12 protein-coding genes and 1 tRNA gene are annotated in these 15168 nt (G+C 62.1%); 4 read left to right on the top strand and 9 right to left on the bottom strand.

The genetic code is table 11. The annotated features are described in order from the left end of the window. Nucleotides 1–88: 88 nt before the first annotated feature. The 4 genes from KB554_RS02455 to KB554_RS02440 form a co-directional block, all read right to left on the bottom strand. Entirely contained in the window at nucleotides 89–1060 is a 972-nt protein-coding gene (locus KB554_RS02455; protein ID WP_162852163.1) for a type I phosphomannose isomerase catalytic subunit, read from the bottom strand. Nucleotides 1061–1092: 32 nt separating this feature from the next. Then, nucleotides 1093–2196, bottom strand: coding sequence for an ROK family protein (locus KB554_RS02450; RefSeq protein ID WP_211034863.1), 1104 nt, complete (start codon nucleotides 2194–2196; stop codon nucleotides 1093–1095). A gap of 76 nt (nucleotides 2197–2272) precedes the next feature. Further along, nucleotides 2273–2345 (bottom strand) — tRNA-Lys (locus KB554_RS02445). A 114-nt stretch (nucleotides 2346–2459) separates the two neighbouring features. After that, nucleotides 2460–3758, bottom strand: coding sequence for a glycoside hydrolase family 2 TIM barrel-domain containing protein (locus KB554_RS02440; protein WP_211034862.1), 1299 nt, complete (start codon nucleotides 3756–3758; stop codon nucleotides 2460–2462). Between the two features lie 50 nt (nucleotides 3759–3808). Here KB554_RS02440 and KB554_RS02435 point away from each other — a divergent pair, with 50 nt between their 5' ends. After that, nucleotides 3809–4261 carry a type I restriction enzyme HsdR N-terminal domain-containing protein gene (locus KB554_RS02435; RefSeq protein ID WP_141429469.1) on the top strand — a complete coding sequence of 151 codons (453 nt, stop codon included), beginning with the start codon at nucleotides 3809–3811 and terminating at the stop codon, nucleotides 4259–4261. An 8-nt stretch (nucleotides 4262–4269) separates the two neighbouring features. On the opposite strand, the gene KB554_RS02430 is transcribed toward KB554_RS02435, so the two are convergent. Genes KB554_RS02430 through plsY form a run of 4 tightly spaced genes read right to left on the bottom strand, consistent with a single transcriptional unit; the run spans nucleotide 4270 to nucleotide 8581 of the window. Further along, entirely contained in the window at nucleotides 4270–5013 is a 744-nt protein-coding gene (locus tag KB554_RS02430) for a LytTR family DNA-binding domain-containing protein (RefSeq protein WP_141429470.1), read from the bottom strand. Continuing rightward, on the bottom strand, nucleotides 5006–6079 hold the full coding sequence (locus KB554_RS02425; RefSeq protein ID WP_211034861.1) for a histidine kinase: 1074 nt from the start codon (nucleotides 6077–6079) through the stop codon (nucleotides 5006–5008). Before KB554_RS02425 ends, KB554_RS02430 begins: the two co-directional genes overlap by 8 nt. A gap of 22 nt (nucleotides 6080–6101) precedes the next feature. Next, nucleotides 6102–7802, bottom strand: a complete 1701-nt coding sequence (locus KB554_RS02420) for an AMP-binding protein (RefSeq protein ID WP_141429473.1) — start codon at nucleotides 7800–7802, stop codon at nucleotides 6102–6104. Nucleotides 7803–7843: 41 nt separating this feature from the next. After that, nucleotides 7844–8581, bottom strand: coding sequence for a glycerol-3-phosphate 1-O-acyltransferase PlsY (gene plsY / locus KB554_RS02415; protein ID WP_242116238.1), 738 nt, complete (start codon nucleotides 8579–8581; stop codon nucleotides 7844–7846). Nucleotides 8582–8786: 205 nt separating this feature from the next. Here plsY and KB554_RS02410 point away from each other — a divergent pair, with 205 nt between their 5' ends. The 3 genes from KB554_RS02410 (at nucleotide 8787) to KB554_RS02400 (ending at nucleotide 12835) form a co-directional block, all read left to right on the top strand. Then, complete coding sequence (locus KB554_RS02410) at nucleotides 8787–9776, top strand: YitT family protein (protein ID WP_141429475.1); 990 nt, start codon at nucleotides 8787–8789, stop codon at nucleotides 9774–9776. Between the two features lie 105 nt (nucleotides 9777–9881). Continuing rightward, nucleotides 9882–11243, top strand: coding sequence for a tRNA (N6-isopentenyl adenosine(37)-C2)-methylthiotransferase MiaB (gene miaB, locus KB554_RS02405; RefSeq protein WP_141429477.1), 1362 nt, complete (start codon nucleotides 9882–9884; stop codon nucleotides 11241–11243). Between the two features lie 101 nt (nucleotides 11244–11344). After that, nucleotides 11345–12835: a DEAD/DEAH box helicase gene (locus KB554_RS02400; protein WP_141429479.1), complete on the top strand. Its 1491-nt coding sequence runs from the start codon at nucleotides 11345–11347 to the stop codon at nucleotides 12833–12835. Between the two features lie 140 nt (nucleotides 12836–12975). Here KB554_RS02400 and KB554_RS02395 read toward each other — a convergent pair whose 3' ends face one another. Next, the gene (locus tag KB554_RS02395; RefSeq protein WP_141429481.1) at nucleotides 12976–14370 is read right to left on the bottom strand and encodes an arginine decarboxylase; all 1395 of its coding nucleotides are present in this window, start codon (nucleotides 14368–14370) and stop codon (nucleotides 12976–12978) included. Nucleotides 14371–15168 lie beyond the last annotated feature (798 nt).

The raw sequence follows: 15168 nt of genomic DNA, 5'->3' as shown, positions 1-15168 counted from the left end.
CGTATAGTTGCAACCCGCTTTTGTAAAAAAGCCCGCCTTTCTCGGGGAAAGACGGGCTTCGGGGATTCGTCGTACCGGGGTTTCCGCGTCAGCGGATGCAACTGGTCAGCACTTTAACCGCGCCGTCGGGCGCGATGCGCAGGTTTCGGACGGAAGCCGGGACGAGCACCGTTTCGCCCTGATGCACCGGAACGGCATTGCCTGCGTCGTCGGTGAGCGTGCCGCTGCCGCCGATGCAGATGACGACCAGGAACGAGTCGAGCCCGGCGAGGTCGAGCGTCCGCTCGTGCGTGAGGTCGTAGAGCGACGTGGTGAAGTAGGGACACGACACCAGTTCGACCTCGCTGTCCGGGGCCGGGGTGTAGTGCGTGCGGTAGTCGGGCAGCACGGTGTAGTCGATGGCGTCTTTGGCCAGTTCGGTGTGCAGCTCCCGCGTGTTGCCGTTGGCATCGCGGCGGTTGAAGTCGTAGATGCGGTAGGTGATGTCCGACGTCTGCTGGATTTCGGCGATGAAGGCGCCGGCGCCGATCGAGTGCACGCGGCCCGCGGGCAGGAAGAAGACGTCGCCCGGACGGATGGCGTAGTCGGCCAGCAGGTCGGTGATCGTGTTGTCCTCGACGCTGGCGGCGTATTCGGCCGGCGTCACCCGCTTGGCGAATCCCGAGCGGAGGTGCGCCCCCTCGTCCGTCGCCACGACGTACCACATTTCGGTCTTGCCTTTCGACCGGTGGCGTTTCCAGGCCAGCTCGTCGTCCGGGTGCACCTGGATCGAGAGGTCCTGCCGTGCGTCGATGAACTTGATGAGCAGCGGAAACTCTTCGCCGAAGCGCTCGAAGTTGGCTTTTCCCAGCAGCGCGGCGCCGTGGCGGGCTATCAGCCCGGGCAGCGTCGTGCCGGCCTCGGGACCTTCGGCCACGACCGACTCGTTGCCCTTGACGCCCGACAGTTCCCAGCTTTCGCCTACCTGTTTCTGGTCGGAGACGATCCGCTTGTAGGGGACGATCTTCTCGCCGCCCCAGAGCATCGTCTTGAGAATGGGTTTGAACTTATACATATACATATCGAATCAACTGTTTTTTTGTTTTGCTGTTTTCACTGGCGGCTGTCGAGCTGGCTCAGCGCGAAGGCGTAGGCGCCCACCGAGATCGCCTTGCTGGCTCCCAGCTTCGAGATCATGACGCCGATGCGCTTCTGCGGGTCGTAGGCCACGTAGCGGTCTGTGCCGTAAACCTTCAGCGGCCGCTGCGAACCTTTGGCGAATTCGCGGAACTCCTCTTCGTTGTCCAGATCGTAAACCTTCATCTGCACGCGGTTCAGCTCGTCGCCCGAGATCGTGTGTATCTTCGAGCGCAGCTCTTCGAACAGGGTGGGCATGATCCAGCGGCGGGCGCCCGTGACGCCGCCGCCGATGACGATCAGCCCGTCGATGAGCGTGACGGCCGTGGCCATCGCGTCGCCGGCGATTTCGCCCATTTCGGCGAAAGCCTTCCGCGCGGCCTCCCGGTCGCCGTCGCGCTTGCCGTCGGCGATGTCGCAGATGTCCTTGGGCTCGAGACCGTGATCCGGATTGCCCGTCAGTTCGCCGTAGACACGCTTGACGGCGCGGATGGCGGCGCCGTCTTCCACGATGATGTCGGGCATCTTCTTGTGCTTGAGGCAGAAGGTCTCGACGCACGAGTTGTCGCCGCGGTTGAGCCGGCCGTTCACGACCACGCCGATTCCCAGTCCCGTACCGAAGGTGTATCCGATGAGGTTCTTGTATTTCTTGGGACAGCCGAGCTCTTCGAGCCGGGCGTTCACCTCGGGCAGTGCGCCGCCCAGCGCCTCGCCGTAGGCGAACAGGTCGCCGTCGTTGTTGATGAAGACCGGAATGCCGAACTTCGCCTCGAGGAAGGGCCCGAGGGCGACGCCTTCGCGGAACGACGGGAAGTTCGGGAGGTAGCCGCCGATGATGCCGTTGGGGTAGTCGGCCGGGCCGGGGAATGCGAAACTGATGGCCACGGGCTTGGTTTCCAGCTTGTCGATGACCTGACGGAATCCCTCCACCATCGTGGCGAGGCATTTATCCAGGTCCTCGGCGTGCGAGGGGAGCGTGATGGGGTCCACGATGAATTTGTTGGCCTGCATGGCGCCGAACACCAGATTCGTTCCGCCGGCATCGAGGGTGATGACCACCCGGTTGTCGTAGCTGTACATATTGATTCACAATTTTTCGGTTAGTCGCAATGAAAAAACGGACCGACAAATGTCCTTTGTCAGCCCGTTTCTTCTGTACCCCCCCAGGGGCTCGAACCCTGGACCCCAACATTAAGAGTGTCGTGCTCTACCAACTGAGCTAGAGAGGCATCAATCTTTTCGATTTCGAGTGCAAAGGTAACTATAATTTTCGTTTCTCCAAAAAAAACGTCAAAAAAATTCCAAAATATTTTTCATGCCCGTCTTCCGGGCCTCCCGCGGAGCTATTCCAGCGGGAGCGGGTCGCTGTTCCATTCGCCTCCGGCCTCGGGATAGACGAACGGGCGCGTCTCGTGCAGCCGCTTCATCGCGAGGTAGCTTTCGTAGAGGTTGATGCCGTTGGCCGAGTGCGTCGCCACCGAGAAGGCGATGACCGACGGGTGCAGCTTGGTCGTGTGGTAACTGTTCGCGGCGCGTTCGGCGTAGGCTTCACGCCAAGCGGGGTCGTTGGACGGGTTGCCGCCCACGCGGCGCGAATCGCCGCTCCGCCGGGTGTCCACCGGAGCCTGTACGACGACGTAGAGCCCCCGGGCGTCGCAACTGTCGAGCAGCGCTTCCGAAACCGGGCCGGGCAGCAGGCGCAGCGTGTTGTACCCTTCGGCGCGCAGCGACGCGACCTCCGAGGCGGGGAACGAGCCCGGCACCTCGCGGCAGCGCAGGGCGACCTCCCGACCGTTGATCGTCATGCGGCCGTCGCGCACCTCTGCGGTGCGGAAGCCGAGCGGCAGCTCGAGGTACTCCTCGTAACGTCCGTCGTGTTGCGTTGCGAGTTGCAGGCGGTATTGCGTGGGAAGCGTGTCGCACCAGAGCGAGTCGTAAGGGATGCGCGCCAGGAAACGCACGGTGTCCTCGCGCCGCATGTCGAGCGTCAGCTCCTTCGAACCGGTGGTGACGGTGCGGCCCGAGGGGGAGAGCAGCGTGTAGCGGAGCCGCGAGGTGCGCGGGTTGAGCGAATGGGTCTTGAGTACGACGCCCACCTCGGCCGTGGCGTCTCCGTCCTCGCCGATGCGCGTGCGGGTCTCGACGTCGCGGACGCGCAGCGTCGGCTGGCTTATCACCAGCGCCGGGCCTGCGGCCGGGACAGGGGACTCCTTCCAGCTTTCGAGCACGGCCGTCGGCGAAGGTTCCGCGACGACGATTTCGAGTTCGTTGCGCCCTTCCCGCGCGAGCCGCGTGACGTTGTATTCGGCGGGTGCGTTGCCGTCGGCGTCGCAGGCCGCCTCCCGGCCGTTGATCCGCACCGTGTAGGGGCCCGAAACCCAGTCGATGCGGAGGATCACCTGCCGGTTGATCCATGCGAAAGGCACGGTGAAGGGGGCGGAGAGCGTGTTGCCCTGCCGCGTCCACCCGTCCAGGGGCGTGACGTAGCGATTTTTGCCGCCGGCCGCCGCCGCGGCCTCCTGTGCCGTGGGATAGACCGTCACACGGCTGCGCGGCAACTCCCGGCCGCAGGTGGGGACGTACTCCTGGGCGAGCAGTCCGCCGGCGGAAAAAAGGGCTATGATCGAAAGGATGATCCGCATATATTCGTATATTTGTCAGCGTAAAGATACGAAAATTTTCGATAGTTGCGATGTCCGGACTGCCTAAACTCAACTTTCCCGCCATCCGCCTGCGCGCCCGCCGCCGCGGCGATGCGGTGGAGGTGTGGGACTCCCTGCGGGAGACCTATCTCGTGCTGACTCCCGAGGAGTGGGTCCGGCAGCATCTGGTGGCCTATCTGGTGACGCATTGCGGCGTGCCGCCCAAGCGGATCGTCGAGGAGTACGCCGTGGCGCTCAACGGGCAGGCCCAGCGGGCCGACGTGGTGGTGGTGGACGATGCCGCGGAGCCGCTGCTCGTGGCCGAGTGCAAGGCGCCGGGGATTCCGGTCGGTCGGCAGACGCTGGCGCAGGCCGTGCGCTACAACTCCGTGCTGAAGGCCCGCTACGTGGTGCTGACCAACGGACTGAAGCACTACTGTTGCGAGCTGCGCGACGGAGAGTACGTGCAGCTCGGGGCCTTTCCCCGTTTCGGCGCAAGGTAGCCGCCGGGTCACAGATTCCTGAAATTCTTGTCGATATAGGCCTGGAAAGCCTCCTTGTAATTCTCTCCGATGGGGATGTATTCGTTGTCGCTGAGGAAGATGCGCCCTTTGACGTAGGCTTTGATCGCCCGCAGATTGACGATATAGGAGCGGTGTACGCGCATGAACGATTCGGCGGGCAGGGCCGTCTCCATGTTCTTGAGCCGGAAAAGGGTGGTGATGGTCGAACCGTCGGCGAGGTGCATGCGGACGTATTCGCCCTCGCTTTCGAGGTAGATGATCTCGGCGATGCGTACGAGCGACACCTTGTAATCGGCTTTCACCGAAATGTACTCCTTGTCCCGGGGCGTAGCCTCCGAAGCGGTCTCCTGCGGCTCCGACCGCCGGTTCTGACGCAGTTCGTAGAGCGAATTGGCCTTGGCTGCCGAGCGGCTAAAGTCGGCGAACGAGAAGGGTTTGAGCAGGTAGTCCACGGCGTCGAGCTTGAATCCCTCGACGGCGTATTCCGAATAGGCCGTCGTGAAGATCACCATCGGCCGGTCGGGCAGCGCGCGCACGAAGTCCACGCCGTTCAGGTCGGGCATGTTGATGTCCGCGAAGATCAGGTCCGCCGGCTCCTCGGTGAGCCGCTGCTGGGCGTCGATGGCGTTGTTGAAGGTCGCCGAGAGCTCCAGGTAGGGGATTTTCGAGATGTAGCCGGTGATCTGGCGCAGGGCAAGCGGCTCGTCGTCGATGGCGATACATTTAAGCATTGAGCGTCGGTATTACGAGTTTCACGGTATAGAAGTTCTCCTCCTCGCGGATGTCGAGCGTGTAGTTCTTCTCGCCGTAGATCAGCGCGAGGCGTTTGCGGACGTTCTCCAGTCCGATGCCGGAGTCGGCCTTTCGGTCGGCGGGCGCCGCGTGGCGGCTGTTCGCGAGCGTACTGGTCACCCGGCCGTCGGCGTAGTCGATCCGCAGGTGGATGAACGACGGGCGGTTGTAGCTCACGCCGTGCTTGAAGGCGTTCTCGACGAAGACGATGAGCAGCAACGGGGGAATCGAAACCTGTTCGGGCAGATTCTCGGGGTACTCCACGCGGATTTCCACGTCGTCGGTGTAGCGGATGCGCATCAGCTCGATGTAGTTTTTCAGGAACTGGATGTCGCGGTTGAGCGAGATGATCTCCCGCCCGGAGTCGTACAGCACGTAACGCATCATCTTCGAAAGCTCGATCACGGCGTTCTTCGCCGAGTCGGCGTCGATGTCGATCAGCGCGTGGATGTTGTTGAGCGTGTTCATGAAGAAGTGCGGGTTGATCTGGTACTTCAGGTAGTCCATCTCGGCTTGCAGGTTCTGCCGCTTGAGGGCCTCCATCTGCTGCTCGTCGCGCATCGACTGGTAGATAAGCTTGATGCCGGTGTTGGCTCCGGTCATGAAGAAACCCAGCACGACGTTCCAGTAGATTTCGAGGTTGGAGAACGAAGCCTTGCGGTAGGCGTCGATCGTCGCGGGGTCACTCTGCGGCGTCATGTCCCGCAGCAGGCGCTCCTCGTAGAAGTCCACCAGCCAGAACACGGTGACGATGAGTGCGATATTGAGTACGAGGTACTTGCCGTACTTGTGCCGCAGCATGTAGCGCGGCGCCAGCAGGCTGTTGTGGATCAGGAAGATGATCAGATAGGGGGCGATCTGCCGCCAGGCGATGAGCACGTTCTCCAGATTGATGTGCATTTCGGACATCATCTGCGAGTTGAGCACCGGAACCAGGATGATGGCCGACCAGACCATCACGTAGAGCAGGTTTTCGCCTATGGTTTGCTTTCTCTGGATCTTCATGCCGGGGTGCGGGGCGCGCCGGTCAACTGTCGAGCAGCGACGCGCTGTAAAGGAACCGTTTGATGCTCCGTTTGGGGGTCTTCTCGAATTCGGTGGGGTAGATCGTGATGTCCGAGACGCGCTCGTAGGCGGCCAGTTGGGCGTTCAGCTCCTGCAGATTGTTCTGCATGATCTGCGGCAGTTCCGACTTGTCCACCCCTTCGGCGTCGGCCTGCTCGTAATCGGGGACGACCAGCGCCCGCAGGCGCCCGTTGCCGGCGTCGAGCACCAGCGATTCGAGCACCATATACATATTGTTGAGCTTGTCCTCGATCTCCTCGGGGTAGATGTTCTGCCCGTTGCCCGAGAGGATCATCGTCTTCGAACGGCCGCGGATGTAGAGCGTGCCGTCGGGGTCCATCGTGCCCATGTCGCCCGTGTGAAGCCACCCGTCGGCGTCGAGCACCTTCTGCGTGTCCTTCTCGTTCTTGTAGTATCCGGCCATGACGTTTTCGCCGCGGACTACGATTTCGCCGGCTTCGTGTTCCGGGTCCGGGGAGTCGATCCGCACCTCGAGCAGGTTCTTCAGGTAGCGGCCGCACGATCCGGCCTTGAACTCGTTGTCGGGCGTGAAGCTGATGAGCGGGGCGCATTCGGTCATGCCGTAGCCGATGGTGATCGGGAAGCGGATCTTCATCAGGAACGCCTCGGTCTCCTGGTTCATCGGCGCGCCGCCCACGATGAAGATCGAGACGTTGCCGCCGAAGGCGTCCATGAGTTTCTTGCGGATCACCGAATAGATGGCCGCATTGAGCAGCGGAATCTTCACGGCGATCGACATGGGGCCCTTCTCCAGCAGCGGAAGCACCTGTTTGCGATAGACCTTCTCGAGGATCATCGGCACGCAGCAGATGATCGTGGGCCTGACCACGGCCATGGCTTCGACGAGAATTTTCGGCGAGGGAATCCGCCCCAGCAGCGTGATGTGGCCGCCGACGGCCAGCGGTGCGAGGAAGTCGAAGGCGCAGCCGTAGGCGTGGGCCAGCGGCAGGAACGAGAGCGTGCGGCCCCCTTTCTGGAAATAGTAGGTTCCCGTCTGGGTGTTGAGCGCCGACATGGCGAAGGTGACGTTGCCCGTGAGGTTGTTCACCGTGAGCATCACGCCCTTCGAATAGCCCGTCGTGCCCGACGTGTAGTTGAGCAGCACCACCCGGTCGTTCGGAATGTCGGGGTATTTGATGTCGCCGACGCTGAATCCGCGCGGGTATTTCGAGCGGTAGTTCTTCACGATGTCGCGCTGGAACTTGGTGAGCGCCTTGCCGTCGCGTTCGTAGATCACGTGGAAGTCCGTGAGCGAGAAGACCGCCTCGATCTGTTTGATCTGGTCCTCCTCGATCACGTCCCAGAAGTTGTCGCCCAGGAACAGCAGCCGGCTTTCGGAGTGGTTGATGATGTGGATGATGTCGGCCGGGGTGAAGTCCTGCAGGATGGGGACGATCACCGCGCCGTAGGTGACCGTTCCGATATAGGTGATGCACCAGCGGGGGTTGTTGCGGCCGATCAGCGCGATTTTGTCGCCCTGTCTGATGCCGGCCTTCTTGTAGAGCAGGTGCAGTTTGGCGATCTCCTTGGCCATTTCGTAGTACGAGAAGGTTTCGCCCTTGAAATAGTCGGTCAGGGCCGACATTTCGCGGTTCTCCCGGAAACTCCGCTCGTAGATTTTGATGAGGTTTTCCTCCAGCATGGCGAACAGCTGTTTTTTGTGTTACGGAATGTGTCCCGCGGTTACTTCTCCCGCTTGTCGGGGGCCTGCCCCGCTCCGGAGGGTGCGTCTTCCGGGGCCGCGTCCTTTCCGGGCGCCGCTCCCGCGGGGTGGATGCGCCGCGGTTTCCAGATGTAGGTCTTCGACTCGGTTCCGGCCTTCAGCCGCTCGATGTTCTTGCGGTGGGTGTAGATCAGCAGGATGGCGATGACGAACGAGAAGACCACGAACGACACCGACTGATTGACCTTGGGCGAGATGAGCGTGAAGAGCGGGAAGCAGCATCCGGCGGCCATCGAGGCGAGCGAGACGTAGTGCGAAACCATCAGCACCACGAACCAGACGCCGAAGCAGAGCAGCGCCACCGGCGGGTAGATGCCCGTCACGGCGCCCACGAGCGTCGCGACGCCCTTTCCGCCGCGGAATCCCGCGAAGACGGGGAAGATATGGCCCAGCACGGCGGCGAACACGGCGGCGATCTTGAGGTTTATCAGGTCGTTGTCGCCGATGTGGACGTCGTATTTGAGCATTTCGATGATCGTCACCGCGACGAATCCCTTCAGGAAGTCGAGCGCGAAGACGGGCAGCGCGGCCCGGCGGCCCAGCACGCGGAGCATGTTGGTCGTGCCGGCGTTCTTCGAGCCGTGCTCGCGGATGTCGATGCCGTAGTATTTCTTGCCGATCCACACGGCGCTCGGAATCGAGCCCAGCAGATAGGCTATGACAATCATGGTGGTAGCGGTGTAGTATGTCAGTATCATCTCTTGTTTGCGCAGGGTTTTACATGCAAATATACGAAAAAATTCCGGAACCGGACGTCCGGCGGGAAAAATCGCCCGTGCGGGGAAGGCTTTTCCGGAGAATATTGTTACCTTTGTGCGGATCAATTTCGAAAACTACCGTCCCGACGGAAACCTCCGGCTGCGGCCGCGCGCTCCCCGGGCCGGCCGATTTGAACGGACGACTATGAATACGAAAGCTTTTCTCGAACCGATGGGATCGTGGGCGTGGTGGCGCTCGTGGATGCTGATTTTTCTGGGTTGCGTGCTCATGGGCACGGGTTTCGTGCTCTTCGTGAATCCCTACAACTTCGTGCCGGGCGGCGTTTACGGCATGGGTATCGTGCTGCACAACATTTTCCCGTCGGTGCAGGTCGGTACGTTCGGCTACATGTTCGACATTCCGCTGATGCTCACCGCGCTGTTGGTCTTCGGCGGGCAGTTCGGCACGCGGACGGTCGTCGCGGCGCTCTTCACGCCGGGTTTCATGAACGTCCTCACACGGCTGGTCTATCCCGATGCGGCGGCCGTCGAGTCGCTCGATCCGGCGCTGCTGCTGGGCGGTCGGCTCGACCTGTCGAACGACCTGCTGCTGACCTGCCTGTTCGGAGCGGTGGTGATCGGCGTGGGGCAGGGCATCGTCGTGCGCCAGCAGGCCACCACGGGCGGCACGGATATCGTGGCCATGCTGTTGCAGAAGTTCGCCGGAATCAAGTTCTCGACGGGCATCTTCCTGGCCGACGGTTTCGTGGTCCTGTCGGGACTGGTCGTCATCGGCTTCGGACTGGGAACGGGCGAGGCCGACCCGAACGGATGGATGCTGACGCTCTATTCGCTCATCACGATCTACACCACCTCGCGGGTGATCGCCTATCTGCTCGACGGCGCCTCGTACGACAAGCTGCTGTTCATCATCAGCGACCACCACGAGGAGCTCAAGCGCTTCATCATCGACGATCTGGACCGCAGCGCCACCTATATCAAGGCCAAGGGCATGTACACCGACGCTCCGCGCGACATGATTTTCCTGGTGGTGAGCCGCAAGGAGGTGCACCTGGTGCAGCATCAGATCCGGGAGATCGACCCCACGGCGTTCGTCGTCGTGACCGATGCCTACGAGACCTTCGGCGAGGGGTTCAAGCAGTTCCCCGACAAGAACACGATCCAGGCCGAGTAGCGCGTGGCGGGACGGGATGCGCCGGGGCCTTCCGGCCGCACTTCCGCCCGGGCGTTCCCGCAGGGGCGGGACGCCTCATGCGGCGGTTTAGAATGATTTGAAACGATGGCAATGAATTTCAATACGCTGCGTCCGCTCGAAGGGGCGGGCCGCAAGCTTTTCGTCGAAACCTACGGCTGCCAGATGAACGTCGGCGACACGGAGATCGTCGTCGCCCTCATGCAGCGCGAAGGGTATGTCTATACGGAGCGGATCGCCGAGGCGGACGTCATCCTGATAAACACCTGCTCGATCCGCGACAACGCCGAGCAGCGCATCTGGGGCCGGCTGGCCGAGATGAAGCGTTACCGGCGCGAGCGTCCGGGGCTGGTGGTGGGCGTCATCGGCTGCATGGCCGAGCGGTTGCGCGAGCGGCTCACGGAGGGCCCCGGCGGCGTGGATGTCGTCGCGGGGCCCGATGCCTACCGCGACCTGCCGCGGCTGGTGCGCGCCGCCGAGGCGGGGTCGAAAGGGGTGAACGTGCGCCTCTCGGCCGAGGAGACCTACGCCGAGATCGCTCCCGTGCGGCTTGACCGCAACGGCGTGAGCGCCTTCGTGGCGATCATGCGCGGCTGCAACAACTTCTGCTCCTACTGCGTGGTTCCCTACACGCGCGGCCGTGAGCGGAGCCGCGATCCGGAGACGATCGTGGCGGAGGCCCGCTCGCTCTTCGAGAACGGGTACCGCGAGGTGACGCTGCTCGGACAGAACGTCAATTCGTACCGCGCCGGGGAGGTCGGGTTTCCGGAGCTGCTGCGGCGCGTGGCGTCGGTCTCGCCGCTGCTGCGCGTGCGCTTCGCCACGTCGCACCCGAAGGACATGAGCGACCGGCTGCTGGAGACGATGGCCTCGATGCCCAACATCTGCCGGGCGATCCACCTCCCGGCCCAGTCGGGCGCGACGTCGATGCTCGGGCGCATGAACCGCAAATACACGCGCGAATGGTATCTGGACCGGGTCGCCGCCATCCGCCGCTACCTGCCCGACTGCGCCGTGACGACGGACCTCATCGCCGGATTCTCGGGGGAGACCGAGGAGGAGCACCTCCAGACCCTGTCGCTCATGCGCGAGGTGGGCTACGAATTCGCCTACATGTTCAAATATTCGGAGCGTCCCGGGACCTTCGCCCAGAAGCATCTGCCGGACGACGTGCCCGACGAGGTCAAGTCGCGCCGTCTGCAGGAGATCATCGCTTTGCAGAACGAGCTGGGGCTCGCCAGCAACCGGCGCGACGTGGGCCGGGAGTTCGAGGTGCTCGTGGAGGGCGAATCGAGGCGCGACCCGGGGCAGCTCTCGGGCCGCACGTCGCAGAACAAGGTGGTGGTTTTCGACCGCGGCACGCACGGCGTGGGGGACTACGTCCGGGTGCGGATCACGGGCTGCACGCCCGCGACGCTGCTCGGCGAGGAGGTCCCGGCGGCCGGGTGAACTGCGGCGGACCGTCCGTCTCCGCGGCCGGACGATCCCGGATCGTCCGCCGGAAAGGAGAGGGGAGACAATGAATTTTTTACAATTAAAATAACGGACTTATGCGTTTTGACGAACTCGACCTGGAGGATGAGATCCTCGACGGTCTCGAGGATATGAATTTCCATGAAATGACTCCCGTGCAGGAGCATACGATTCCCGTGATTCTGGAGGGCCGCGACATCATCGGCTGCGCCCAGACCGGAACGGGTAAGACGGCGGCCTATACGCTGCCGCTGCTGAACAAGCTGCTCGTCGGGGGCAATCCCGACAATGTGGTGAAATCGGTCATCATCGTGCCCACGCGCGAGCTGGCGCAGCAGATCGACCAGCAGTTCCAGGGTTTCTCGTATTATCTGCCCGTCTCGACGACGGTGGTCTATGGCGGCGGCGACGGCAAGGGCTGGGACGCCCAGAAACGCGGGATGCTGATGGGTTCGGACGTCGTGATCGCCACGCCGGGCCGCATGATCGCCCACCTGCAGAACAGCGGCGTGGACCTTTCGCACGTGGAGTACCTGATTCTCGACGAGGCGGATCGGATGCTCGATATGGGTTTCAGCGACGACATCATGAAAATCGTCTCCTACATGCCCAAGGAGCGGCAGACGATCATGTTCTCGGCGACGCTGCCTCCGAAGATCCGCGAGCTGGCCAAGACCATCCTGCGCAACCCCGCGGAGGTGAACATCGCCATTTCGAAACCCAACGAGGCCATCGACCAGTCGGCCTATATCTGCTACGAAAGTCAGAAACTGGGCATCATCCGCGAAATGTTCGCCGAACCCACCGAGTCGAAGACGATCATCTTCTCCTCGTCGAAACTCAAGGTCAAGGAGCTGGCCCATACGCTCAAGCGCATGAAGCTCAACGTCGCGGCCATGCACTCCGACCTGGAGCAGGCGCAGCGCGAGGAGGTGATGCTCAATTTCAAGAACAACAAGGTGAATATCCTGGTGGCCACCGACATCGTGGCGCGCGGCATCGACATCGAGGACATCGGACTGGTGATCAACTACGACGTGCCGCACGACCCGGAGGATTACATCCACCGCATCGGCCGTACGGCGCGCGCCGCGGCGACGGGCAGCGCCGTGACGTTCGTCTGCGAGGAGGAGCAGGGGAAGTTCCGTGCGATCGAGAAGTTCATCGAGAAGGACATCCGCAAGGCCGAACTGCCCGCCGTCGTGGGCGAAGGCCCCGCCTACAATCCCGAGGCCTTTTCGGGCCGGGGACGCGGCCGGGGCGGGCGCAGCAAGGGCGGCGACGGACGCGGGCACGGCCGGGGACGCCGGGACCGGCTGCGCGACAACAAGGGGCGCGGCGGCTCGTCCTCTGCGCGGGATGCGCAGCCCGCCGCATCTGCGGCGGCGGCCGTATCGGGAGCGGCTCCGCAGCCCGGGGCATCGGACGGCGCCGGACAGCAGGCCGCCGGGCAGGACGGAGCGAAGAGGCGCCGGCGCCACCGCGGCGGCCGCAACCGTCGGCGCGGCGGCAACGGACGGGGAGGCGACGCCTCTGCGGTTTCGGCCCCGACGCAATCGGCGGAATAGAAGGCCGGGACCGGAATCCCGGCGGCAGGCTTCCGCCTGACGCGGATTCGGATAGGCTTCCGGAGAAAAAAGCCCTCCTTGCAAGGAGGGCTTGATTGTATCGTCTCGTCCGCAAGCAGTCGCCCGCGTTTCTGCGGGGGTCAGTAGCCGAGGATGCGCAGCATCGAGCGGTAGGACTGCTCCTTGGCGAACAGGCGCGTGTAATATTCGTTGTCCGACTTGTCGCGGTCGATGATCACGTGCTTCGGCGCGGGAATCAGGCAGTGCTGGATGCCGCCGAATCCGCCCAGCGACTCCTGGTAGGCTCCCGTGTGGAAGAACCCGATATACTGCGTGTTGCCCTTTTCGAGCTTGGGCAGGAAGATGGCGTTCGTGTGGCACTCCGAGTTGTAGAAGTCCTCGCTGTCGCACGTCAGTCCGCCCAGCAGCACGCGCTGGTACTCCTTGTCCCAGTTGTTGATCGCCAGCATGATGTAGCGCTGGTTGATGCCCCACGTGTCGGGCAGGGTGGTGATGAACGACGAGTCGATCATGTACCAGTTCTCGCGGTCGTTCTGCTGTTTCTGATTGACGATCGAGTAGAGCGCCGCGCCGCTTTCGCCCACGGTGAACGAGCCGAATTCGGTGAAGATGTTCGGCTCCTCGACGCCGTTGCGCTGGCAGATGTTCTTGATCTGGGCCACGATCTCCTCGGTGAGGTATTCGTAGTCGTATTCGAAGTTGAGCGAGTTCTTGATCGGGAATCCGCCGCCGATGTTGAGGCTGTCCAGGTCGGGGCATACGGTCTTCAGCTCGCAATAGACGTTCATGCACTTCGACAGCTCGTTCCAGTAGTAGGCCGTGTCCTTGATGCCCGTATTGATGAAGAAGTGCAGCATCTTGAGCTGGAACTTCTTGCTGTTCTTGAGCTTGGCCTTGTAGAACTCCACGATGTCGTTGTAGCGGATTCCCAGCCGCGAAGTGTAGAACTCGAATTTGGGTTCCTCCTCGCAGGCGATGCGGATGCCGACCTTGCACTTCTTGGTGAAGGCGTCCTCGAACAGGTCCAGTTCCTCCTTGTTGTCCAGGACGGGAATCGTGTTGGTGAATCCGTCGTTCACCAACTGGGCGATGTTCTCCACATACTGCGGACGCTTGAATCCGTTGCAGATGATGTAGCGGTCCTTGTCTATGATGCCGCCGTCGTAGAGGGCGTTGATGATGTGGATGTCGTATGCCGACGAGGTTTCGAGGTGGATGTCGTTCTTCATCGCCTCCTCCAGCACGAACGAGAAATGGCTCGACTTGGTGCAGTAGCAGTAGTTGTACGAACCCTTGTAATCGACCTTGGCCATCGCCACGTTGAACATGCGCTTGGCGCGGTTGATCTGTTGCGAAATTTTCGGCAGATAGGTGATTTTCAGCGGTGTCCCGTACTGTTTTATTAGCTCCATGAGCGGAATGTCGTGGAAGAGCAGCTCGCTGTCCTCGACGGAAAACTCGTCCTGCGGAAAATCGAACGACTGTTCGATCAGATCGATGTACTTGTCTTTCATGTCTCGTTTGCGGCGGTTTTCGGAATCCGGCTTCGCTACATGCTTCGATTTCGGCCGAAGTGGCTCGTCCGGATTCCCGTAATTTTCGGGATGCAAAGTAGGTGAATATTTTTCGGATAACCAACTGTTCGGTCGATTATTTTCCGAAAAACAGGGTGATTGCGACGATTTGCCGTCCTCCGCTTCCGTGCGGCGTGCGTCCCGGACGTTCCGGGGGAACGGGCGGGGCCGTTTCCGGATGGCGGTCCGAAGAGCGGAAAGCGTCGTGCGGTGTTCTCTCCGGCCGGTCCGGAAGGAGGACGCAGGATGCCGGAATGCGTCGCAGGCGGCCGGACAGGAGGCCGGAACGGTTGTCGGAAAAAGCCCCGAACGGATTAAAAAACGCCCGTATCCCGGAAAACGGTGATGTTTATATGAAGACATTCTCCGATCTTTGCTCCCGAATCCGTTTCGTCCGGGCGTCTTTCGGCCGGCGGTCCGCCGCCGCGCCATCCGGGATGCCCGGGACCGCAGCGGATGACCGCGACAGATTTCGAACGATTCGCCATGAAACGACAGCAGTTTTTTCCGTCGGGGGTCCGTCCGTGCCGCCGCATTGCGGTCCGGAGAGCCGGAATGCGACGTTCGGCCGTGCGCCGCAAGGCGGTTTCTGCCGTCCGGCCGTGGCCGGAGAGCGGCTTCGGCCGGCATACCGTTGCAAATTCCGGATATGTTTCCTATTTTTGCGGTAACATATTGACCAACACGGAAAGTGTAAGTTTATTCTCGTTAAGCGAATCTGGAAAATTCAAAGGAGAG

Origin of the sequence: Alistipes sp. Marseille-P2263, assembly GCF_018101075.1 — a bacterium.
Classification (GTDB): domain Bacteria; phylum Bacteroidota; class Bacteroidia; order Bacteroidales; family Rikenellaceae; genus Alistipes; species Alistipes dispar.
The sequence above is the reverse complement of the archived record's forward strand: the minus strand, read 5'-3'. Positions and strand labels throughout refer to the sequence as shown.

Excerpts from the sequence above, each read along its gene's own strand:
- KB554_RS02455 (WP_162852163.1), bottom strand. The coding sequence starts at position 1,060 with ATGTATATGTATAAGTTCAAACCCATTCTCAAGACGATGCTCTGGGGC.
- KB554_RS02450 (WP_211034863.1), bottom strand. The coding sequence starts at position 2,196 with ATGTACAGCTACGACAACCGGGTGGTCATCACCCTCGATGCCGGCGGA.
- KB554_RS02440 (WP_211034862.1), bottom strand. The coding sequence starts at position 3,758 with ATGCGGATCATCCTTTCGATCATAGCCCTTTTTTCCGCCGGCGGACTG.
- KB554_RS02435 (WP_141429469.1), top strand. The coding sequence starts at position 3,809 with ATGTCCGGACTGCCTAAACTCAACTTTCCCGCCATCCGCCTGCGCGCC.
- KB554_RS02430 (WP_141429470.1), bottom strand. The coding sequence starts at position 5,013 with ATGCTTAAATGTATCGCCATCGACGACGAGCCGCTTGCCCTGCGCCAG.
- KB554_RS02425 (WP_211034861.1), bottom strand. The coding sequence starts at position 6,079 with ATGAAGATCCAGAGAAAGCAAACCATAGGCGAAAACCTGCTCTACGTG.
- KB554_RS02420 (WP_141429473.1), bottom strand. The coding sequence starts at position 7,802 with ATGCTGGAGGAAAACCTCATCAAAATCTACGAGCGGAGTTTCCGGGAG.
- plsY (WP_242116238.1), bottom strand. The coding sequence starts at position 8,581 with ATGATACTGACATACTACACCGCTACCACCATGATTGTCATAGCCTAT.
- KB554_RS02410 (WP_141429475.1), top strand. The coding sequence starts at position 8,787 with ATGAATACGAAAGCTTTTCTCGAACCGATGGGATCGTGGGCGTGGTGG.
- miaB (WP_141429477.1), top strand. The coding sequence starts at position 9,882 with ATGGCAATGAATTTCAATACGCTGCGTCCGCTCGAAGGGGCGGGCCGC.
- KB554_RS02400 (WP_141429479.1), top strand. The coding sequence starts at position 11,345 with ATGCGTTTTGACGAACTCGACCTGGAGGATGAGATCCTCGACGGTCTC.
- KB554_RS02395 (WP_141429481.1), bottom strand. The coding sequence starts at position 14,370 with ATGAAAGACAAGTACATCGATCTGATCGAACAGTCGTTCGATTTTCCG.